The 19,431-nt window shown below is 55.7% G+C and carries 20 protein-coding genes; 9 read left to right on the top strand and 11 right to left on the bottom strand.

Features of this window, described 5'->3' with window-relative positions; translation table 11 throughout:
* Positions 1 to 58 precede the first annotated feature (58 nt).
* From MUN82_RS13810 to MUN82_RS13795, 4 genes are all read right to left on the bottom strand, one after another.
* The gene (locus MUN82_RS13810; protein ID WP_245091323.1) at positions 59 to 1,003 is read right to left on the bottom strand and encodes a YitT family protein; all 945 of its coding nucleotides are present in this window, start codon (positions 1,001 to 1,003) and stop codon (positions 59 to 61) included.
* An 86-nt stretch (positions 1,004 to 1,089) separates the two neighbouring features.
* Positions 1,090 to 2,241, bottom strand: coding sequence for a DegT/DnrJ/EryC1/StrS family aminotransferase (locus tag MUN82_RS13805; RefSeq protein ID WP_245091321.1), 1,152 nt, complete (start codon positions 2,239 to 2,241; stop codon positions 1,090 to 1,092).
* Positions 2,242 to 2,310: 69 nt separating this feature from the next.
* Entirely contained in the window at positions 2,311 to 2,997 is a 687-nt protein-coding gene (locus MUN82_RS13800; RefSeq protein ID WP_245091319.1) for an acetyltransferase, read from the bottom strand.
* The gene (locus MUN82_RS13795) at positions 2,990 to 3,643 is read right to left on the bottom strand and encodes a sugar transferase (RefSeq protein WP_245091317.1); all 654 of its coding nucleotides are present in this window, start codon (positions 3,641 to 3,643) and stop codon (positions 2,990 to 2,992) included. The genes MUN82_RS13800 and MUN82_RS13795 overlap by 8 nt, the downstream gene beginning before the upstream one ends.
* A 125-nt stretch (positions 3,644 to 3,768) precedes the next feature.
* Here MUN82_RS13795 and ispE point away from each other — a divergent pair, with 125 nt between their 5' ends.
* Entirely contained in the window at positions 3,769 to 4,581 is an 813-nt protein-coding gene (gene ispE / locus MUN82_RS13790) for a 4-(cytidine 5'-diphospho)-2-C-methyl-D-erythritol kinase (protein ID WP_245091315.1), read from the top strand.
* Between the two features lie 19 nt (positions 4,582 to 4,600).
* On the opposite strand, the gene MUN82_RS13785 is transcribed toward ispE, so the two are convergent.
* From MUN82_RS13785 to tgt, 4 genes are all read right to left on the bottom strand, one after another.
* Positions 4,601 to 5,509: a DMT family transporter gene (locus tag MUN82_RS13785; protein WP_245091312.1), complete on the bottom strand. Its 909-nt coding sequence runs from the start codon at positions 5,507 to 5,509 to the stop codon at positions 4,601 to 4,603.
* A gap of 121 nt (positions 5,510 to 5,630) precedes the next feature.
* Positions 5,631 to 6,707, bottom strand: a complete 1,077-nt coding sequence (locus MUN82_RS13780) for an LptF/LptG family permease (RefSeq protein ID WP_245091310.1) — start codon at positions 6,705 to 6,707, stop codon at positions 5,631 to 5,633.
* 15 nt (positions 6,708 to 6,722) lie between these two features.
* Complete coding sequence (locus tag MUN82_RS13775; protein ID WP_245091308.1) at positions 6,723 to 7,367, bottom strand: hypothetical protein; 645 nt, start codon at positions 7,365 to 7,367, stop codon at positions 6,723 to 6,725.
* A 63-nt stretch (positions 7,368 to 7,430) separates the two neighbouring features.
* Entirely contained in the window at positions 7,431 to 8,561 is a 1,131-nt protein-coding gene (gene tgt / locus MUN82_RS13770; RefSeq protein ID WP_245091306.1) for a tRNA guanosine(34) transglycosylase Tgt, read from the bottom strand.
* 104 nt (positions 8,562 to 8,665) lie between these two features.
* Here tgt and MUN82_RS13765 point away from each other — a divergent pair, with 104 nt between their 5' ends.
* The 3 genes from MUN82_RS13765 (at position 8,666) to rsmG (ending at position 11,267) form a co-directional block, all read left to right on the top strand.
* Positions 8,666 to 9,799: a glycosyltransferase gene (locus MUN82_RS13765; RefSeq protein WP_245091304.1), complete on the top strand. Its 1,134-nt coding sequence runs from the start codon at positions 8,666 to 8,668 to the stop codon at positions 9,797 to 9,799.
* Complete coding sequence (locus MUN82_RS13760; protein ID WP_185282661.1) at positions 9,790 to 10,413, top strand: RNA polymerase sigma factor; 624 nt, start codon at positions 9,790 to 9,792, stop codon at positions 10,411 to 10,413. The genes MUN82_RS13765 and MUN82_RS13760 overlap by 10 nt, the downstream gene beginning before the upstream one ends.
* Positions 10,414 to 10,643: 230 nt before the next feature.
* Positions 10,644 to 11,267 (top strand): 16S rRNA (guanine(527)-N(7))-methyltransferase RsmG, encoded by a 624-nt coding sequence (rsmG, locus tag MUN82_RS13755; RefSeq protein WP_245091302.1) that lies wholly within the window; start codon positions 10,644 to 10,646, stop codon positions 11,265 to 11,267.
* Between the two features lie 162 nt (positions 11,268 to 11,429).
* Here the strand turns inward: rsmG and MUN82_RS13750 are convergent, their stop codons facing one another.
* Positions 11,430 to 12,413: a YheT family hydrolase gene (locus tag MUN82_RS13750; RefSeq protein ID WP_245091300.1), complete on the bottom strand. Its 984-nt coding sequence runs from the start codon at positions 12,411 to 12,413 to the stop codon at positions 11,430 to 11,432.
* A gap of 241 nt (positions 12,414 to 12,654) precedes the next feature.
* On the opposite strand from MUN82_RS13750, the gene rpsT reads away from it, so the two are divergent.
* Entirely contained in the window at positions 12,655 to 12,912 is a 258-nt protein-coding gene (gene rpsT / locus MUN82_RS13745) for a 30S ribosomal protein S20 (protein ID WP_245091298.1), read from the top strand.
* A gap of 247 nt (positions 12,913 to 13,159) precedes the next feature.
* On the opposite strand, the gene pyk is transcribed toward rpsT, so the two are convergent.
* Together pyk and MUN82_RS13735 are read right to left on the bottom strand one after the other, a co-directional pair.
* Entirely contained in the window at positions 13,160 to 14,599 is a 1,440-nt protein-coding gene (gene pyk / locus MUN82_RS13740; RefSeq protein WP_245091296.1) for a pyruvate kinase, read from the bottom strand.
* A gap of 119 nt (positions 14,600 to 14,718) precedes the next feature.
* Positions 14,719 to 15,147, bottom strand: a complete 429-nt coding sequence (locus MUN82_RS13735) for an IPExxxVDY family protein (RefSeq protein WP_245091294.1) — start codon at positions 15,145 to 15,147, stop codon at positions 14,719 to 14,721.
* Positions 15,148 to 15,309: 162 nt separating this feature from the next.
* Here MUN82_RS13735 and MUN82_RS13730 point away from each other — a divergent pair, with 162 nt between their 5' ends.
* From MUN82_RS13730 to gnd, 4 genes are all read left to right on the top strand, one after another.
* The gene (locus MUN82_RS13730) at positions 15,310 to 15,546 is read left to right on the top strand and encodes an acyl carrier protein (protein WP_073109216.1); all 237 of its coding nucleotides are present in this window, start codon (positions 15,310 to 15,312) and stop codon (positions 15,544 to 15,546) included.
* Positions 15,547 to 15,652: 106 nt separating this feature from the next.
* Positions 15,653 to 16,906 (top strand): beta-ketoacyl-ACP synthase II, encoded by a 1,254-nt coding sequence (gene fabF / locus MUN82_RS13725; protein ID WP_245091292.1) that lies wholly within the window; start codon positions 15,653 to 15,655, stop codon positions 16,904 to 16,906.
* On the top strand, positions 16,906 to 17,655 hold the full coding sequence (gene rnc / locus MUN82_RS13720; RefSeq protein WP_245091290.1) for a ribonuclease III: 750 nt from the start codon (positions 16,906 to 16,908) through the stop codon (positions 17,653 to 17,655). The genes fabF and rnc overlap by 1 nt, the downstream gene beginning before the upstream one ends.
* Before the next feature lie 250 nt (positions 17,656 to 17,905).
* On the top strand, positions 17,906 to 19,417 hold the full coding sequence (gnd, locus tag MUN82_RS13715; protein ID WP_245091288.1) for an NADP-dependent phosphogluconate dehydrogenase: 1,512 nt from the start codon (positions 17,906 to 17,908) through the stop codon (positions 19,415 to 19,417).
* Positions 19,418 to 19,431: the final 14 nt, after the last annotated feature.

The raw sequence follows: 19,431 nt of genomic DNA, 5'->3' as shown, positions 1-19,431 counted from the left end.
CAATGAAAAGCCCCCGCAACAGTGTCGTTGCGGGGGCTTTTCGTTGATGATCTAGGTATTAATGCAAAGGTCTCTTTTTCACCATACCGCCTTCCGTATCATCAATGCGGTACTGAATAACAAAGGCTTTCGGGTCAATGCTGCGTACTTCGGCGCGGAGCTGAGGCAGCTCCAAACGAGTAACAACAGTGAAAACAATGTCCATATCAACATTTTGGGCACCGCGCTTGCCAAAGCCTCGCTTGCCTTGGTACATGGTAACGCCCCGGCCTAGCTTCTCCGTAATGGCCTGGCGAATCTGCTCGCTGAATTCAGTGGAAATGATGGTCACGCCCGTATACTGTTCAATACCGTTCAGCAAGAAGTCCAGCGATTTGGAGGCTGCCACGTAGGTCAGGATAGAGTACAAAGCCACATCGACACTCAGGACAAAGGCTGCCACGCCGAAGATAAACACGTTCAGAATCAGGATAACGTCGCTGACCTTGAGAATAGGCGTATACTTACTGATGAGCAGGGCTGCTATTTCGGTACCATCGAGGACGGCGCCGCCGCGCATGGCCAACCCAATACCCGCACCGATGAACACGCCGCCAAATACGGAGGTAAGGATGACATCGTGCGTGATGTCTGGAAACGGTACAATCGCTAAACACAGCGCCAAACCAGCAATGGCAAAGGCGCTTTTTATGGCGAATTGCAGTCCTATTTGCCGATACCCTAAAATCAGGAAAGGCAAGTTGATTAGCGGTAGTAAGCCGGCCAATGGGAGGCCTGTAACCCGCTCATCTGAAAGAAGCATAGAAATACCGGTTACCCCTCCGTCAATTAGATGACTGGATAACAGGAAGCCTTTGAGGCCCATCCCCGCCGAGAGGATACCTAAGATTACCAGGGCTAAGTTGCGTAGCTTGGCCTGGGGAGTAAGGGTAGGGGCCACGGGGGGCGCTATAGGTGGCGCCGGTACAGGGGAGGCCTGGGGGATGGGGGCTTCGTCAGCCATGCAGAATAAAGGTAAAATCGACAGAAGCTGCAAAATTAGGCAATTCGCTCGGCGAATGTCGACTATTTTACCTAGTACCGGCAGAGCTATGACGCAGTCGATAAAACCTCGCACACCGCTTCTGCCACGCGAATCAGATCCTCATCGGTAAGAGACGAGCCAGAGGGTAGGCACAAGCCGCGGGCAAACAGATTAGCGCAAACTGCCCCGCCGTACATGGGTGCTTCGGCAAAAAGGGGTTGCAGATGCAGCGGTTTCCAAAGAGGACGGCTCTCGATGTTACGCGTTTCGAGGTGCTGGCGCAGCTGCTCGGGCGTGATGGGAGTAGCCGCCGGATCAAGCAGCACAGTGCTGAGCCAGCGGTTGCTGCGGCTGCCCGCTGGCTCGGTGGGCGCGAAGCGTAAGCCTGGTATGTCGCGCAATTTCTCCTGATACCAGGAAAAAATCTCGCGGCGCTTCTTCACGCGGTCCTCAATCAGCTCCATCTGCCCCCGCCCAATACCGGCTAGCAGATTGCTGAGGCGATAATTGTAACCAACCTCAGAATGCTGGTAATGTGCCGCCGGGTCTTTGGCTTGGGTAGCCAAATGCAGCGCCCGCTGCGCATAGTCGGCGTTGTTGGTTATGAGCACCCCGCCTCCGCTGGTCGTCAGAATCTTATTGCCATTGAAGGAGAAAACACCTACGTCGCCGAACGTGCCCAGTAGCCTACCCTGGTAGCGCGAGCCGAGGGCTTCGGCGGCGTCTTCCAGCACCGGAATATCGTACTCAGCGGCTATAGCCAATAGCTCTGTGAGCTGGGCCGGCATACCATAGAGGTGCACCAGGATAAGCGCTTTGGGTTTGCGACCCAGCCGCAGCCGATCTTCAATAGCCGTGCGCAGTAGGGTAGGGCCGAGGTTCCAAGTAGTTGGCTCGCTATCCACAAACACCGGTGTAGCGCCCAGGTAGAGGATGGGGTTGGCCGTAGCCACAAAAGTGAACGACGGGCACAGCACCTCATCGCCCGGCCCAACGCCCAGCAGCCGTAGCCCCAGGTGAATAGCGGCTGTGCCCGAGGTAAGCGCCACTGCGTGCGCGGCGCCGGTATACTGGCAAATATCCTGCTCAAATCCTTTCAGATTGGGGCCAGCTGGCGCCACCCAATTGTCTTCAACAGCCTTATGCAAGTAGTTCAGCTCGTGGCGGCCCAGGTGCGGGGGCGAAAGATAAATTCGGTCGTAATCCTGGCTGCGCATGAAAAGCGGAAAGTAATAGCAAGGCGGGTAAGGTAAACAGGAACAGCCAAAAGACTGTGTTGTTGCTGGCTATACAGCCTTATGTTGTTTGATGACGGCAGCCGGCACGCCCACCGCCGTACAGTGGGCCGGCAGGTCGCGCACGGCCACGGCGCCCGCGCCTAGGGTAGTGCCGGCACCTACGCTCACCTGGTTGAGTACTGTGGCGTTGGTGCCCAGGTATACTCCCTTGCCCAGGTGCGCTTCGCCACCCACGTTGGCGTGTGGCATCAGGGAGCAGAAGTCTTCCAGCACGGCATCGTGGCCAATGGTGCAGCCCAGATTGAGAAGCACATGGTGGCCCAGTTGAATATCCGTTGTTAGAATGCAGCCTTGCGTGATGATGCAGCCCGCTTCGAAGCGCAGGCGTTGGTAGGGCTGGCAGGCTACACTAGGGTGAACGAGAGTAGGAAATGACAGTAGCGGCGAGGCAAGGCGGGCTACAATGGCAGCACGGCTGCGGCTGCTACCCACCGCCACCGCTACCGACAAAGGCTCAGAAGTAGCGTTGAGGTCGGCGGCGGTGCCGAGGTAGGGCAGGTCGTGCAAGGTAGGGGTGGTGGGTGGCTGGTCGTCGTAGAAGCCGCGCAAATCCCACGTTGGTTGCACTTCATTAAGCTGACGCACTAGTACGAGCACCTCGCGGCCCAGTCCGCCCGCACCGAAAATAACCAAAGGGTGCAATTGTGACGGAAACGGCGTAGTAGAATCACTCATGGGGTAGCGGGTGGGTAGGAGAGCCCGTAAAGGCGGTGGTAGTAGCTTGGCCGGCGGCCGTGATGCCTTGCGCGCCCAGCACCCGGCTCACCGTGCGCAGCAGAATCCGTAGGTCCAGCCGCAGACTCAGGTGGTCTACGTACCACACATCATACCGGAATTTTTCTTCCCAGCTAATAGCATTGCGGCCATTTACCTGCGCCCACCCCGTGATGCCCGGCCGCACGTGGTGGCGCCTGGCCTGCTCAGGCGAGTACAGTGCCAGGTACTGCACCAGCAAGGGGCGCGGCCCTACTAGGCTCAGGTCGCCGCGCAGCACATTCCAGAGCTGCGGCAGCTCGTCGAGGGAGGTGGCGCGCACCCAGCGGCCCAGGCGGGGTAGGCGGTCGGCATCGGGAAGGAGGTGGCCGTGGGCGTCGCGGGCCTCCGTCATGGTTTGCAGCTTATAGAGCGTAAACAGTTTCCCGTCGAGGCCAGGGCGCTGCTGCCGAAAAAGTACCCGCCCCCGGTTTTGCACGGCCAGCAACACCGCCGCGCCCAGTAGCAGTGGGGCCGTGAGCACCACCAACGGCGCGGCCAGCGCCACGTCGAGCAGGCGCTTGCCACGGCGGGCATACCAGGTAACAGGGGTAGGGCGGGAAAGCATAAGCCCAGCAAAAATACGGTTTCTGTGTCGGAGAAGCCGTAGCTTCGCCGCAGGCTGCGCGGTTGGTGTGGCCAATGTGTTACTAATGGGCGCCCCGGCACCGGACGCCTACAAGATGTCCTTACATGCTTGTTTTCCCCAATGCCAAGCTCAACCTTGGTCTGTACATCACCAGCCAGCGACCCGACGGCTTCCGCAACCTCGAATCGGTATTTTTGCCTCTGCCCTGGACCGACGCCCTGGAAGCCCTACCGGCTTCGGAAACCACGCTCACACTTACCGGCCTACCCATTCCTGGCGACCCAGCCACCAACCTGTGCCTACGGGCCTACGAGCTGCTGCGCGCCGATTTCAATTTGCCGCCCACGCAACTACACCTGCACAAAGTGGTGCCTATTGGGGCCGGACTGGGTGGCGGCTCAGCCGACGCGGCGTTTGCGCTGCGGGCGTTGAACAACCTGTTCAACCTTCAGCTCTCCACCGAAACTCTCATCGGCTACGCCCGGCGCCTGGGCTCCGACTGTGCCTTTTTCGTCGAAAACAAGCCTGTGTTTGCCCACGAAAAAGGCGACGTATTTCAGCCGATTGAGTTAAACCTGACTGGCACGCCTTGCGTGGTGGTCTACCCCAATCTGCACATCAGTACGGCCGAAGCCTACGCCCGCGTCGTACCTGCTACCCCTCGTCACGACCTGCGCGGAGCACTCGCGCAACCCATGAGCACTTGGCGCCATACCGTCAGTAATGATTTTGAAGATGCCCTCACGCCGGTATACCCAGTGTTGGCCGACATCAAGCAGCAGCTGTACGGGGCAGGCGCTACCTACGCTAGTCTCTCGGGCTCGGGCTCCGCGGTATATGGGTTGTTTGAGGGTAGGGAAGAAGGACCTGCGCTGGTGTGGCCAGCGGAGTATACCGTGTGGCGCGGCCGGCTGTAGAGGCGTCTTACACGCACCTCTACACCAGCACCTCCGCCGCGGCGGGTTGGCGCTGGCGGCGCTTGTTCCACTGGTCCAACACTGGATGAATCAGGACGCTGAACAGGATAATGGCCGTGCCCACGTAGAAGCCCGGCGACATCTTTTCCTGAAAGAAATAAACGGCTAGCAGAATGCCATACACCGGCTCCAGGTTGATGGTAAGGTTGACAACGAAGGCTGAAATGCGCTTCATCAGCTCCACTGAGGCCGAGAAGGCGTACACGGTGCACACGCCCGCCAGCACCAGCAGCAGCCACCAATCGTTGCCGTGGAGGGCCAGTTGCAGCCCCGTGCCGTTGGTGAAGTAACGACCATAGAAGGGTAGGAACAGCATGATGCTTAGGCAGGCGCCAGTCATTTCGTAGAACGTGAGTCGGGTAGGCGTATGCCGCTTCACGAACTTGGAATTGAGCACGCTGAACAGTGCCGACAGCCCCGCCGACACAATGGCCACACTCAGCCCCAGCAACTGGTTCAGCTCGGCCTGCGATACAATGTAGAGCCCTACCATCGTGAGCAAGCCTAGCCCTACCTCGTAGAAACGCACCGGCCGCCAAAGTACCAGCGGCTCCAACAGCGAAGTCCACAAGGCCAGGGTAGCCATACCGGCTAGGCACACGCTCACCGACGACAGCCGCGCCGCCAGGAAAAACGTAATCCAGTGCGCTGCCACCAGCGCGCCTACCCCCAACAGCCGCGCCGCATCGGCCAGGCCTACCTGCCACGACTGCCGCCGCATCAGCAACAGTCCAAGTAAGCCCACGCTGGCCAACAGCGTGCGCCAGAATACCAACTCCACCGGCGGCAATGAAATCAGTTTGCCCAAAATGGCCGTGAAGCCCCAGAGCAACACAATAAAATGCAGCCGCAAGTAGTCTTTTAACATAAGGTGAAGTTGTGAAAGGTGAAGTTGTGAAAGGAAGTTTGTAGGTGAGTAAAGCTTGGGCCCTGCTATGCAGCGTGACCAAACAGCAATTCCACAACTTCACCTTTCACAATTTCACCACTTAGCGCGGTACGAAACGGTAGAGGCCGATGCCGATGCCGGAGAAAACAATACTGGGCATCCAGGCAGCCAGAAGCGGATGCATGTCGCCTACACTGGCCAAGTTGCGGCCCAGAATCACGAAAATGATGAACAAGAAGGCCAGCACGAAGCCTAGTGCAATCTGCCCGCCTACCCCGGCCCGCGACTTGCGCGAGCTAAGAATCACGCCGATAGCCGTGAGAATGACGATGGCGAAGGGGTAGGAGTACCGCTCGTATTTCTCGCTGAGATACTGCTGGGTGTCGTCGGCGCCGCGTTCTAGCTTCTGCTGAATAAAGTTGTTCAGCTCAGGCAGCGTCATGGTTTCGGCTAGGCGGTACTTGCTGGCGAAGTCCTTGGGGTAGAGATTGAGCGTGGTATCGCGGGCAGGAATGGTGAGCAGGCGCTCCTGCTGCCCATCGATGATGCGCACCAGTTGCGGCGAGAGGTGCCAGGCGTGCTTGGTGGAGTCCCAACTGATGGCGTCGGCCGTAAGACGGCGGCGCAGCTTGGTGCCGTCGATGGTTTCGAGGGCGAAGTGGTAGCCAATGTTGGCGGTGTTATCGTAGCTCTCCATGTAGGCATAGCTCCGCTCGCCCAGCTTCATGTGCACGTTGCGCCCATCGAAGTGATACGGACGCTTCACGTACAGCCGCTCGAAGTTGACGCGGGTTTTGTTGGCTATCGGAATCACCCAGCCAATAAGCCCAAACGTGGCCCCGCCAATAATGGCCCCGCCCACCAGGTAGGGTAGCAGCAGCCGGTTGAAGCTCATGCCGCTGGCCAGCATCGCCACAATTTCAGTGCGCTCGGCCAGCCGCGCCGTCACAAACACCACGGCAATAAATACCGTGATGGGTGACAACAGATTGGCGAAGTAGGGAAACAGGTTGACGTAGTAATCCAGAATAATCTTCTTGGCCGGCAGATTATGCTGAATGAACTTGTCGTTTTTCTCCGTGAAATCCACCACGCAAATCACGCTCACCAGCAAAAGCACCGTGAACACGAACGCCGTGAGGAATTTCTGGATGATGTATTTATCGAGGAGTCTCAAAGCAGTATTTATTATTTATTGATGCAACGTATGAAGCTGTTGCATCGTGATGTAGCGACGTAACATAGTGTGTCGGAAAGCTAGGATAGCCAATAATGTTCCGAGTTTTACACAAGCTGCTTGAGCAGACGGAAACATTGGAATTATGGCTAATGGAGGGTAGATAGTCCATCCTTGCGCTATTGTGTCCTGTACCGGCCACCCATAGTAAGGCCACCAATAATCAGGTGGAAAAGGAATTTTTACACTTGTAAAATCAAGTGCTTGGAATACAGGTTGGCCGATAAAGTGAATAATACTGCCAAGTAGATAAGCTAGTGTAAGTACTATGAGTAATTGACTGGCTATGTGTTTCCTTAGTAGGAATTCAAATACAAATGATTGCTTCTTTGTTGAATGTGATATAGTAAATCGTAATAGGAGCAGTACGATTACACACAATAGAAAAGCAACCCATAGTGGGCAAAGACGAACGAGTACTGTAAGTGTAATTGCTAAATATTGCTGCCACGATACTGCTTCTTCACTAGATTGGGTAGTATCAATTTCTAATGGCTGCCCATCGATTACTATATCTTGTGTGTCCGGTACAAACCAATCGAAAGCGGCACTTAGATCAGATATAATAAATAATACACAATAGAGAATAGGAACGACCATCAATAGTAGCCACAGAGCACTATGCACTAGTCGCTTAATCAAAAAAGATATGCTCATCTTGTATTACAGCCGCGTCATCACCTGCTTCACCATCTTGTCCTTCCACTCGCGGAAGGTGCCGGCCAGGATTTGCTCCCTCGCCTGGCCGACCAGCCACAGGTAGAAGCTGAGGTTGTGGATAGAGGCAATTTGCGGGCCGAGCATTTCCTGACTCTGAAATAGGTGACGCACGTAGCTGCGCGAGTAAAACGTACTCACGTAGCCGCCTAGTTCACGGTCAATCGGCTCAAAGTCGGTAGCCCATTTCTTATTGGTGATGTTGAGGATACCCTGCGTAGTGAACAGCATGCCGTTGCGGGCATTACGGGTCGGCATCACGCAGTCAAACATATCTACGCCCAACGCTATATTCTCCAAGATATTGGCTGGGGTGCCTACCCCCATCAGATAGCGCGGCTTATCTTGGGGTAGGATGTCGCAGACCAGCTCGGTCATTTCATACATCATGTCGGCAGGCTCGCCCACGCTCAGGCCGCCAATGGCGTTGCCTTCGCGCTGCTGCTCGGCCACAAACTCGGCCGATTTGATGCGCAAATCCTTGAACGTGCTACCCTGCACAATCGGGAATAGCGTTTGATCGTAGCCATAATGACCCTCGGTACTGTCGAAGCGCGCAATGCAGCGCTTCAGCCAACGGTGTGTCATATCGAGGGAGCGGGCGGCGTAGTCGTACTCGCAGGGCCAAGGCGTACACTCGTCGAAGGCCATCATGATATCGGCCCCAATGGTACGCTGAATATCCATCACGCCCTCGGGCGAAAACAGGTGCTGCGAGCCATCGATGTGGGAGCGAAACTTCACACCTTCTTCCTTAATCTTGCGCGTACCGCTCAGCGAGTAAACTTGGTATCCACCCGAGTCGGTGAGGATGGGCCGGTCCCAGCCGTTGAACTTGTGCAGGCCCCCCGCCTGACGCAGCACATCCAGGCCAGGGCGTAGGTACAGGTGATAGGTATTGCCGAGGATAATCTGGGCTTTGATGTCGTCCTTTAGGTCGCGCTGCTGCACGGCTTTCACGGTACCAGCCGTGCCCACGGGCATGAAAATAGGGGTTTGAATGGCGCCGTGGGCGGTGTGTACTACGCCGGCGCGGGCTTTGGACTGTGGGTCCTGGGCAACTAAATCGAAGGTCATTCTGCGTTGTGTGTTGTGCGTTGCCAGTTCTTTACAAGTAACCGGCAACCCATCCAACTGCAAAGGTAACTAATGCCTACTTTTGCCTGCTTATCCTGTTTGCTGTGTTGCCACTTCCGTTTTCCCCGCTGGTATGGCTGCTGCTGGCGTGTGTGCTGGTGCAGCTGTTCTACTTCGCCTACTATTTCCTACCCTTTGCCAACCGGCCACCCGAGCCCACGGCCGAGGAGCCCGGCCCCGACGAGGAGCCCGTTTCCATCCTCATCTGCGCACGCAACGAGTTGGAACATCTGCGCCAACTGATGCCGCTGCTGCTCCAGCAGGACTACCCCGCCGGCTTCGAAGTCGTCCTCGTCGACGACCGTTCCAGCGACGACACCTACCTCTATGTGCAGCAGCTCACGCAGTACTACCCCCACGTGCGACTGGTAGAGGTGCGCCGCACGCCCGATGGATTGTCGCCAAAAAAATATGCGCTGACGCTAGGCATCAAAACAGCCCGCTATCCGCGCCTGCTGTTCACCGATGCCGACTGCATCCCGGCTACCAATCAGTGGCTCAGGCTGATGCAGCGCGGCTTTGCCCAACCTGCCGATATGGTATTAGGCTACTCAGCCTATGCGCCCGCGCCTGGCCTGCTCAATAAGCTCATCCGTTTTGAAACCTTAGTCACCGGAGCGCAGTATTTGTCGTTTGCCTGGCGTGGTAAGCCCTACATGGGAGTAGGCCGTAATCTGGCCTATACGCTGCAAACCTTCCGCTCCACCAAAGGGTTTGCCTCCCACATCCGTAGCCTGAGTGGCGACGACGACCTGCTGGTGCAGGATGCCGTGGCCCAGGGTGCCCGGGTAGCCGTAGTGGCCGAGCCCAGTGCCCACACGCTCAGCGAGCCAGCTGCACAATGGGGTACCTGGTGGCGGCAAAAACGCCGGCATTTGTCGGCTGGTAAGCGCTACCGTTTCGCCGATAGATGGCGGGTAGGAAAATTTATTGGTACTAATCTGCTTTTTTATTTCACTGCATTTGGACTGTTATTTTCCCGCCCCGATTGGATACCTTTGGCTGTCTTATGGTCGTTACGGACCGGTGCCATGCTGCTGACTTACCACCAGTTGGGCCGCCGCCTTGACGACCGCCTACCTCCGGCGCTGCTGCCCCTGCTCGACGCCATCTATTCTTTCTACTATCTAGCCCTAGGAATCTCGCTATTCCTTCACCGCACGCTCCGATGGAAGTAAACAATCAGGAAATACAAAAACAGTTCTCCGCCAAAGCCAAGCACGATTTCAAGCTGATTCGTGCTGCCGTAGAGCAAGGCGATGAGAAGGCATACGCCGAGCTGATGCAGATCTACAAAAAGCCCGTGTATCACGTGGTATTGAAGATGGTGCGCAACGCTGACGACGCCGAAGACCTTACGATTGAGGCATTTGCTAAGGCCTTCCGCAACCTGCACAAGTTCAACCCCGAGTATGCGTTCAGCACGTGGTTGTTCCGCATCGCCACCAACAACTGCATTGACTTTATTCGCAAGAATAAAATCAAAACGATGTCGATTGACTCGGCCATCAAGATTGACAACGGCGACGAAATCACCATTGATTTCCGCGACGGCAACCTGAACCCGGCCGAAAACGCCATTAAAAACCAGAAAATCGAAATCATGCAGCACGTGGTATCACGGCTGCCCGATAAGTACCAGCGCCTCGTCACGCTGCGCTACTTCGACGAGCTGAGTTACGAGGAAATTGCGCAAGAGCTAAAAGCCCCTCTTGGCACCGTAAAAGCTCAATTGCACCGCGCCCGCGAGCTGCTCTATGACATGGTAAAGAACAAAAAGCACATTATCTAGTGTGTTAATCATTGAAGTTGAAAGCCTCGGCCTTGGTCGGGGCTTTTTCTTTTGCGTTGAAAAATTATCTGTCATCCTGAGCACAGCGAAGGACCTTATGCCCGCAGAACGAGTCGTTGTGACGCCGGCTGTTCAGGCGTGAGAAGGTCCTTCGCTCCGCTCAGGATGACAAAAGGGTAGGGCGGAAGCGTGCCGAATAAGAAGCGCTGCCCCCTATCTTTGCCCGCATCATGGACATCCTCTTCCGTTACTTTCCTACCCTCACCGACCACCAGCGCAACCAGTTCCGCCAGCTCGAAACCGAGTTTCGCAGCTGGAATGAGCGCGTGAACCTCATCGCCCGCACCGACGTGGAGAACTTGGCCGAGCGCCATTTCCTGCACTCTTTAGGTATTGCCAAGGTGATAGAGTTTCCGGCCGGCTCGTCGGTGCTGGATGTTGGTACGGGGGGCGGCCTGCCTGGCTTGCCACTGGCTATCCTATTTCCGGAGGTGAAGTTTCACTTAGTGGACAGCATCGGCAAGAAGATCAGGGCAGTGGAAGGCATGGCCGAAGCGCTTCACCTCACCAATGTGACAGCCGAACAAATCCGTGCCGAGCAGCTGCACACCAAATATGACTACGTGGTGAGCCGCGCCGTAGCTCGCCTTGCTACCTTCCACACCTGGATTGCGCACCGCTACAAACCCCACGCTGCTGCTAACAGTGGCCTCTACTACCTCAAAGGCGGCGACCTAACCGAAGAAATTGCCGAGTCCGGACTGAAGGCGCATATAACAGACTTGAGCAACTTTTTTGCCGAAGAATTCTTTGAGACGAAAAAGGTGGTGTTTGTGCCGAATCAGAAGGCGTAGTAGAAAAGTAAAAAACGCGTGTCATCCTGAACGGAGCGAAGGACCTTCTCACGGCAGAACGACCATCATAACAACGACTCGTTTCTACGTGAGAAGGTCCTTCGCTCTGCTCAGGATGACACGCGTTTTTTCACTCACTACTTCACAAAAATACTACTTGTCCTACCCCGGCACCTCCGCTGTCAGAAACTCCACAGCGCGGCGTTCTGAGTAGTAAGTTCCATCAGGAGTACCCTCCGCGAAGCCTACGTGGCCGCCGGCGGGCGGCGTTTCGAGAAACACGTACGGGCTGCGCGCCGCCACGTCGCGGGGGTAGCAGGTAGGAGCCAGAAAAGGGTCGTTTTGGGCGTTTACCAGCAGGGTAGGGATGCGGATGCGGCTGAGGTAGCGGCCGGAACTAGCCGTTTCGTAGTACTCATCAGCTGAGTTGAAGCCGTGCATGGGCGCTGTGAAACGCGCGTCAAACTCTGGAAAGTCGCGCAGCAGATCAATACCTTCTAGGTCAACCTGACCGGGTAGCAGCTCTGCTTTCTGCCGCATCTTGGCTCGCAACGATTTCATGAAGCGCGCCATATACACGCGGTTTTCGGGCCGGGCAATTTGATAGGAGCTAGCTTTTAAATCGGTAGGAACTGAAAAGACAGCTGCCCGTGCCACTCGCGGCGGCACACGCTCAGGGTTTTCGCCCAGGTATTTCAGCGTCACGTTGCCGCCAGCTGAAAACCCCGTCAGGAATATACGCTGGTAGCGGCCAGTGCTTAGTGCGTACTGAATCACAAAGTCTAGGTCGTCAGTGTCGCCGAGGTGGTAGGAGCGGAGCAGGCGGTTCATCTCGCCGCTACAGCTACGGTAGTTCCAGGCCAGCGCGTCGAAACCCGCGTTGTTGAGCGCCCGCACCATGCCGCGCACATAGGGCCGTGAGGCGTCGCCCTCCAGCCCATGCGACACAATACCTAGCGTATCGCGGGTATTGCCAGTCGGCCGCGACCAGTCGAGGTCCAAGAAGTCGCTGTCTTCCGTTTCTACCCGCTCACGCTGGTAGCGTACCTCCGGCACCGATCGTAGCAAGCTAGGTACAATGGTTTGCAAGTGGCCATTGAATAGGTAGAATGGCGGCTGATAACGAGATTCAGCAATAACGGGCATGGCAGCAGCTACAGAAAAGATGGTAAGCAAGCGCAAAGGCCGACGAGATGTTTACAATGTAATATGATGAGAAACAGTTCGTCATGCATACTACCTGTGTGCGTCAAGAATGTTTAATCCGCATCAGAATGCGCGATACTATCGTGAATCTGCTGCCTACCGTTTGTTAATTTCAACGAAAGCCGTACCTTTGCCACCCCAACTGAACTGAAACAGAGCAGAACGTACCTATTTCAACCCCATGGCAAACCACAAATCGGCCCTCAAGCGCATCCGTTCCAACGAAGCTAAGCGCGTATTGAACCGTTACCAGGCCAAATCGACTCGTACCGCTATCAAAAAACTCCGCGCTACTACGGTGCAAGCCGACGCGCAGGAGCAACTGAAGAAAGTATCGTCGATGCTGGACCGGCTGGCTAAAAAGAATATCATTCACAAGAACAAAGCCGCCAACAACAAGTCGAGCCTGGCTAAGTTCGTAAGCTCGCTGGCCGCCTAAGGCGACTTTTCTCAGCGTTCCTGCTCTTTCTTCATAGAAAAGGCCCTGTGTGCAAACGCAGGGCCTTTTTGTCATCGCCACGGATTCGCTCGAATGTTGAGGGCTATACGGATTTTGTGGACAATTTATTCCTCCTTCGTCTATTGTCTAAAACAAGAACAGCTGTCCAAATTGGACAGCTGTTCTTGTTTGTAATCATTCACAGAATTCGTGTGCTCCGAAAGTCTGAGCGAATCCGTGGTGATGACTAGGCCACGCTCACCTTCACCATATTGGTCTTACCCTTTTCGGTAATTGGCATAGAAGCAGTGTTGATGAACACGTCGCCTTTCTGCAAGTGGCCAGTGGTGGTCAGGATGTTTTTCAGGTCCGTAATGGTGCTATCGGTGCTGTTCATGCGGTCGTAGTAGAACGCACGCACACCCCATACCAGGCTCAGTACCGTGAGTAGGTCGCGGTTGTCTGTGAAAATAAAAATGTCGGCTTTGGGGCGGTATTTCGACAGTTGGAAAGCCGTATATCCACGGTGCGTCATACCAGTAATGGCTTTGGCACCCGTATTCTTGGCCAAGTGACCCGCTGCCGACAAAATGCTGTCAATCATAAAGCCGGGGGAAGACGAGTCGATGGGCACCCAGTGGTTGAAGATGGTGTCCGACTTGCTTTCCACGCTCCGAATGATGGCCCCCATTTGCCGGATAACCTCAATGGGGTAGGCGCCTACAGCGGTTTCGGCGGAAAGCATTACGGCATCGGTGCCATCGAGCACAGCGTTGGCCACGTCGTTGGTTTCAGCGCGGGTAGGGCGGGGGGCCGTAATCATGCTCTCCATCATTTGGGTAGCTACAATCACGGGCTTACCAGCCTTGTTGCACTTCTGAATAATCATTTTCTGCGCCAAGGGCACTTCGCCGCCAGCAATTTCTACACCTAGGTCGCCGCGGGCTACCATCACGGCATCCGTGAGGGCAATGATTTCGTCGATGTTGCGCAGACCCTCGGGCGTTTCAATCTTCGCTACTACGCGGGTTTGCTTGCCAGCCTCAGCAATCAATGACTTGATAAAGCGGATGTCTTCGGCACGGCGCGCGAAGGACAGGGCCACCCAATCTACGTCATTTTCCAGGCCGAATTTCAGGTCGGCAATGTCCTTTTCCGTCATCGACGGGGCCGACACGTCGGAGTCGGGCAGGTTGATGCCTTTGCGGGGCTTCACCGTGCCACCATAGATAACCTCCACGTCCACTTCCTTTTCGCGGTCGGTAGCTAGCACGCGCAGCTCAATCTTGCCGTCGTCAATCAGGATCATGTCGCCGGGCTTTACGTCGCGGGCCAGGCCCAGATAGATAGTGCTCAGGCGTTCGGCCGTGGTGATTTCCTTCTCGCCGCATATCATCTTAATCTTGTCGCCAGCCTTGATTTCCACGCTGCCGCCTTCCACTTCACCCAAGCGAATCTTGGGCCCTTGCAAATCCTGCAACAACCCAACATGAGTACGCAGGTCTTTATTGAGACGACGCACCGTGTTAATCACGTTCAGATGGGTTTCGTGCTCCCCGTGCGAGAAATTGAGGCGGAATACGTTGACCCCCTCGCGGATAAGGGCGCCTAGGCGCTCATACGTGTCGGAAGCCGGGCCAACAGTGGCCACAATCTTGGTCTTATTAAAATGAGGACGTGGTTCCATGCAAGAGAAAAGAATGGTATGTCTGGTAGTACGAAAAAATGAGGTTGAGTGCGGGATGTAGGATGACAAAGGTAGGGGAACCCAGCGCTTCTGCCCCACGGGGCGGGGGGAAGGGCGGATTAGAAGAACAGATTCTCCTTGAATTCCAGCTGATTTGGATCTAGTTGACACACATGCTGTACGTCAGCAAGCGCCGTGAGGCGAGTCAGTACCTGCTCGGGCGCCAAGGTGCCCGTGCCGTTGCTGATCTGCAACAGGTAATCGTACTGGCGCACGTCGGGGGCGAGGTAGGGCTTTTTGAGGGTAGAGGGCGCCACCGAGCGGTTGCGCAGCAGGCGCAGCGTGCAGGTATGCGTAGTGTGCAGATAGTTGCTGATCACCAGCCGGCCGCGGCTGAGCAAATCATAGATGATATCCTGCTGTTTTACCAGGTGCAGGCGCAAATCCGAGTTGAGCAGCCAGGCTAGCTTGTGCTCCCGGGTAGCGGAAACCAAGCCAAATAACTCGAAGTCGCAGTCGTATTCAAAGTCGAGTGTAAGGGTTTTCATGGGCTGATTATCAAGAACTAACAAGCAAAACAGAACACGCGCCGCACGCCGCGGAACCAGCCCGGCCATAATGTTGTACCTGTAAGATTAGACCGGGTTTGTTTGACAATGTTAGCGAAGATGGTGTTATTTGTGCCTAGTTTTCCTCAAACCCCCACGGAAATGTCTGAAATCGCAGAAAAAGTAAAAGCCATTATCATCGATAAGCTAGGAGTAGAAGCTTCGGAAGTAACCCCAGAGGCTAGCTTCACCAACGACCTGGGCGCTGACTCGCTCGATACCGTTGAGCTGATCATGGAATTTGAAAAAGAGTTTAACGTGTCCATCCCCGACGACCAAGCAGAAAACATTGCTACCGTAGGGCAGGCTATCAGCTACCTCGAGGAGCACGCTAAGTAGTCTTTCCGGCTCTTACGTTTTTACGGCTTACAGCTCATCGGCCGGCTTGCCGCCGGCCGTTTTGCTTTTCCTACCCTTTCCTATTCTTTCGTTTGTTCCTTAGCCTATGTCTCTTCGGAGAGTTGTTGTGACCGGCATCGGGGCCATTACCCCACTTGGCAGTACGGCCCCCGCTTACTGGGAAGGCCTAGCGCAGGGCGTGAGCGGCGCAGGCCCTATCACCCGCTTCGACGCCAGTAAGTTTAAAACGCGCTTTGCCTGCGAAGTTAAAAACTACAATCCCGACGATTACTTCGACCGCAAGGAAGGTCGGAAGATGGACTTATTCACGCAGTTCGGCGTTATCGCCAGCGACGAGGCCATCAAAGACGCCGGCCTGCACGATGGTGGTATTGATAAAAACCGGGTGGGTGTAATTTGGGGCTCCGGCATTGGTGGCCTCACTACCTTCCAGCAGGAGTGCTTCAATTTCGCCAACGGCGATGGCACGCCGCGCTACAACCCGTTCTTCATTCCGAAGATGATTGCCGACTCCTCGTCGGGCAACATTTCTATCAAGAATGGATTCCGTGGCCCCAACTTCGTCACGACTTCGGCCTGCGCTTCTTCTTCCGACTCTATTGTATCGGCCTACAACTACATCCGTTTGGGGATGGCCGATGTAGTGGTAACCGGTGGTTCCGAAGCCGCTATTACCGAAGCCGGGGTAGGGGGCTTTAATGCCCTGAAGGCCATGAGCGAGCGGAACGACGACCCTCAAACTGCCTCGCGTCCTTACGATAAGGAGCGCGACGGATTTGTGCTGGGTGAAGGCGGTGGTGCGCTGGTGGTAGAAGATTATGAGCACGCCAAGGCGCGCGGTGCCAAAATCTACGCCGAAATCATTGGCGGTGGCCTTTCTTCGGATGCCTACCACATCACGGCGCCCGACCCTACCGGCGAAGGTGTGGTGCTGGTGATGCAAAACGCTTTGCGCGATGCAGGCATCAAGCCGGAAGATGTAGATTACATCAACACGCACGGCACCAGCACTCCGCTGGGTGATGGTGCTGAGATTACGGCCATTCAGAAGGTATTTGGCGACGCTGCGTACAACCTCAACATCTCGTCTACCAAGAGCATGACCGGCCACCTGCTGGGCGGCGCTGGCGGGATAGAGGCAGTAGCCAGCATTCTGGCCATCCAGAATGGCATTGTGCCGCCTACCATCAACCACTTTACGGACGACCCCGAGCTGGATGCCCGGCTGAACTTCACCTTCAATAAGGCGCAGCAGCGGGAAATTAATATTGCTGTGAGCAATACGTTCGGGTTTGGTGGCCACAACACGTCGGTGGTCTTCCGCAAATTCCGCGACTAATGCCGAGGCCCGGTCAGCCCTTGCCCGTATTTGGTTTTTTTCGGCGGTTGCTAGGCCACGACCGGGCCTTTCGGCAGGCTATTACCACGATGACGGGCGTTTCGCCCGACAACGTGCGTGTGTATCGGCTGGCTTTCACGCACTCCTCGGTGGTGCGGCAGCAGCCTACGCAGGGTAGACACCAAAGCAACGAGCGCCTGGAGTTTTTGGGCGATGCCGTGTTGGGTACTATCGTGGCGGAATATCTGTTCCGCAAGTTTCCGTACGAGCAGGAGGGTTTTCTGACGGAAATGCGCAGCCGCATCGTCAACCGCGAAAGCCTCAACCAACTTGCCCTCAAGCTGGGCCTCGATAAGCTAGTGCAGCTGGATGCCACTCAGGGTAGGGCAGCCCGCTCGCGCTCCGTGAACGGCAACGCCCTGGAGGCGCTAGTGGGCGCCGTGTACCTCGACCAGGGCTATAAAGTGGCCCGTAAGTTTGTACTCAGTCGCTTGATTAAGCCTTTTGTGGATGTGAAGTCGCTGACTGAAACGACTTCCAATTTTAAAAGCAAGCTGATTGAGTGGGCACAGCGCCAGGGCAAAGTAGTGCGCTACGAGCTGGCCGGCGAACCACGCGGAGGCGGCGTGATGGAGTTTTCGGCTACGCTGCTCATCGACGAGGAAGTAGTAGCTACTGGCATGGGGCTTTCCAAAAAGCAGGCGGAGCAGCTGGCCGCTGAGCGTGCCCTCACCGCACTAGGACTATAAAAAAAACAACTGTATTGCTGTGTTATAAGCCGGCGGCTTGCCCAAGAATAGGGTAGGCCGTCGGCTTTTTCGTTATCATCTACGCCAGAGTTTACGTACACCCTACCCAACCGCAGGCAGCGCTATCCGAAACCATGCCCTACCCTGCCGGTTAGAAAAGGGTAGGCCGTCTGCTGCCAATTGCTACCTTCGCGGCATCCGCTTCCGCATTTCACCACACATCTAACACTGCTAGAAACTTTCTTCCCCAATGAGCGCACCACAACCAAAGAACTACGCCTTCGGCATGATTGGCCTGGGTACTATGGGCCGCAACTTGCTGCTAAACATGGCCGACCACGATTTTTCGGTGGCTGGCTATGACAAAGACACCAGCAAAATTCCGCTGCTGCAAAAGGAGGCCGATGAAGACGGTGTGCACAATGTGGAGGGCTTTACGGACCTGAGCGCTTTTGTGCAGAGCCTAGCTAAGCCCCGCGTTGTCATGATGCTGGTGCCAGCCGGGAAGATTGTAGACAGCGTGATTACCGAGATTACGCCCCTACTGGACGAGGGCGATATGCTGATTGATGGTGGCAACTCCTATTTTCTGGATACTACCCGCCGGGCGCAAGAGCTGGCAGCGAAAGGCCTGCATTTCTTCGGGATGGGCATTTCGGGTGGCGAAGAAGGTGCCCGCCGCGGGCCCAGCATGATGCCGGGCGGCGACCAAGAAGCCTATCAGAAAATGAAGCCTGTGTTGGAAGCTGTATCAGCCAAGGTGGGCGGCGAGCCGTGCGTGACCTACATCGGGCCGGGCGCCGCTGGGCACTTTGTGAAGATGGTGCACAACGGCATCGAGTACGGCATTATGCAGCTACTGGCCGAAACGTACGACGTGATGAAAAATGGCCTGGGTATGGAGAACGAATCCATGCAACAGGTGTATGCTAAGTGGAACCAGGGCCGGTTACAGTCGTTTCTGGTTGATATTACCAAGGATATCTTCGCCTACATCGCGCCCGACACCGACCATTTGTTGTTGGATGACATTAAGGACGAAGCTCGCTCAAAAGGTACCGGCAAATGGACGTCGCAAATTGCTATGGACCTGCAAGTACCCTTGTCGCTGATTGATGAGGCCGTGGCGATGCGCGATTTATCGAAGTATAAGTCGCTGCGTGAGGAGATGGAAAAGGTGTATCAGGCACGTCCTACCCCCGGAAACGACGACCAGGAACAGCAACTGCAAGAGCTGGAGCAGGCTATGTATTTCAGCATGATCATCGCCTATGCCCAAGGGATGCACATGCTGGCCCGTGCTTCGGAAGAATATGAGTACAACTTGAACCTGGCCAATATTGCCAAGATCTGGCGCGGGGGCTGCATCATCCGCTCCGAGTTCCTGAATACTATTTACAACGCCTACCAGCAAAAGCCCGATCTAGCCCACCTACTGCTCGATGATACCGTGCGCCAGCACGTGCAGGAGTCGGTAGCCGGAGCGCGTGCGGTGGTAGCTCGCATGGCTACCGTAGGTATTGGCACGCCCGCACTGGCGGCGGCGCTCAGCTATTTCGACACGCTGCGCACCGGCCGGATGCCTTCCAACCTCATTCAGGCCCAGCGCGACTACTTCGGGGCGCATACTTACGAGCTGATTGGGCACGAAGGCGTGTTCCATACCCAATGGACCCCCATGCATGAGGACGCCGAAAATAAGGAGGACACACACCGTGGCACCGGCACCGAGAACGAAACGCCTGTTATCCCCAACAAATAATTCGTGTCTTCCAC

This window comes from Hymenobacter aerilatus (assembly GCF_022921095.1).
Classification (GTDB): Bacteria; Bacteroidota; Bacteroidia; order Cytophagales; family Hymenobacteraceae; genus Hymenobacter; species Hymenobacter aerilatus.
Note: the sequence above shows the minus strand (reverse complement) of the source record. Positions and strands in the feature narration are given on the sequence as shown.

Excerpts from the sequence above, each read along its gene's own strand:
- MUN82_RS13795 (WP_245091317.1), bottom strand. The coding sequence starts at position 3,643 with ATGCTTTCCCGCCCTACCCCTGTTACCTGGTATGCCCGCCGTGGCAAG.
- MUN82_RS13730 (WP_073109216.1), top strand. The coding sequence starts at position 15,310 with ATGTCTGAAATCGCAGAAAAAGTAAAAGCCATTATCATCGATAAGCTA.
- MUN82_RS13735 (WP_245091294.1), bottom strand. The coding sequence starts at position 15,147 with ATGAAAACCCTTACACTCGACTTTGAATACGACTGCGACTTCGAGTTA.
- MUN82_RS13810 (WP_245091323.1), bottom strand. The coding sequence starts at position 1,003 with ATGGCTGACGAAGCCCCCATCCCCCAGGCCTCCCCTGTACCGGCGCCA.
- MUN82_RS13760 (WP_185282661.1), top strand. The coding sequence starts at position 9,790 with ATGGAAGTAAACAATCAGGAAATACAAAAACAGTTCTCCGCCAAAGCC.
- MUN82_RS13775 (WP_245091308.1), bottom strand. The coding sequence starts at position 7,367 with ATGGTCGTTCCTATTCTCTATTGTGTATTATTTATTATATCTGATCTA.
- fabF (WP_245091292.1), top strand. The coding sequence starts at position 15,653 with ATGTCTCTTCGGAGAGTTGTTGTGACCGGCATCGGGGCCATTACCCCA.
- MUN82_RS13785 (WP_245091312.1), bottom strand. The coding sequence starts at position 5,509 with ATGTTAAAAGACTACTTGCGGCTGCATTTTATTGTGTTGCTCTGGGGC.
- MUN82_RS13805 (WP_245091321.1), bottom strand. The coding sequence starts at position 2,241 with ATGCGCAGCCAGGATTACGACCGAATTTATCTTTCGCCCCCGCACCTG.
- rnc (WP_245091290.1), top strand. The coding sequence starts at position 16,906 with ATGCCGAGGCCCGGTCAGCCCTTGCCCGTATTTGGTTTTTTTCGGCGG.
- rsmG (WP_245091302.1), top strand. The coding sequence starts at position 10,644 with ATGGACATCCTCTTCCGTTACTTTCCTACCCTCACCGACCACCAGCGC.
- ispE (WP_245091315.1), top strand. The coding sequence starts at position 3,769 with ATGCTTGTTTTCCCCAATGCCAAGCTCAACCTTGGTCTGTACATCACC.
- MUN82_RS13750 (WP_245091300.1), bottom strand. The coding sequence starts at position 12,413 with ATGCCCGTTATTGCTGAATCTCGTTATCAGCCGCCATTCTACCTATTC.
- MUN82_RS13800 (WP_245091319.1), bottom strand. The coding sequence starts at position 2,997 with ATGAGTGATTCTACTACGCCGTTTCCGTCACAATTGCACCCTTTGGTT.
- pyk (WP_245091296.1), bottom strand. The coding sequence starts at position 14,599 with ATGGAACCACGTCCTCATTTTAATAAGACCAAGATTGTGGCCACTGTT.
- gnd (WP_245091288.1), top strand. The coding sequence starts at position 17,906 with ATGAGCGCACCACAACCAAAGAACTACGCCTTCGGCATGATTGGCCTG.
- rpsT (WP_245091298.1), top strand. The coding sequence starts at position 12,655 with ATGGCAAACCACAAATCGGCCCTCAAGCGCATCCGTTCCAACGAAGCT.
- tgt (WP_245091306.1), bottom strand. The coding sequence starts at position 8,561 with ATGACCTTCGATTTAGTTGCCCAGGACCCACAGTCCAAAGCCCGCGCC.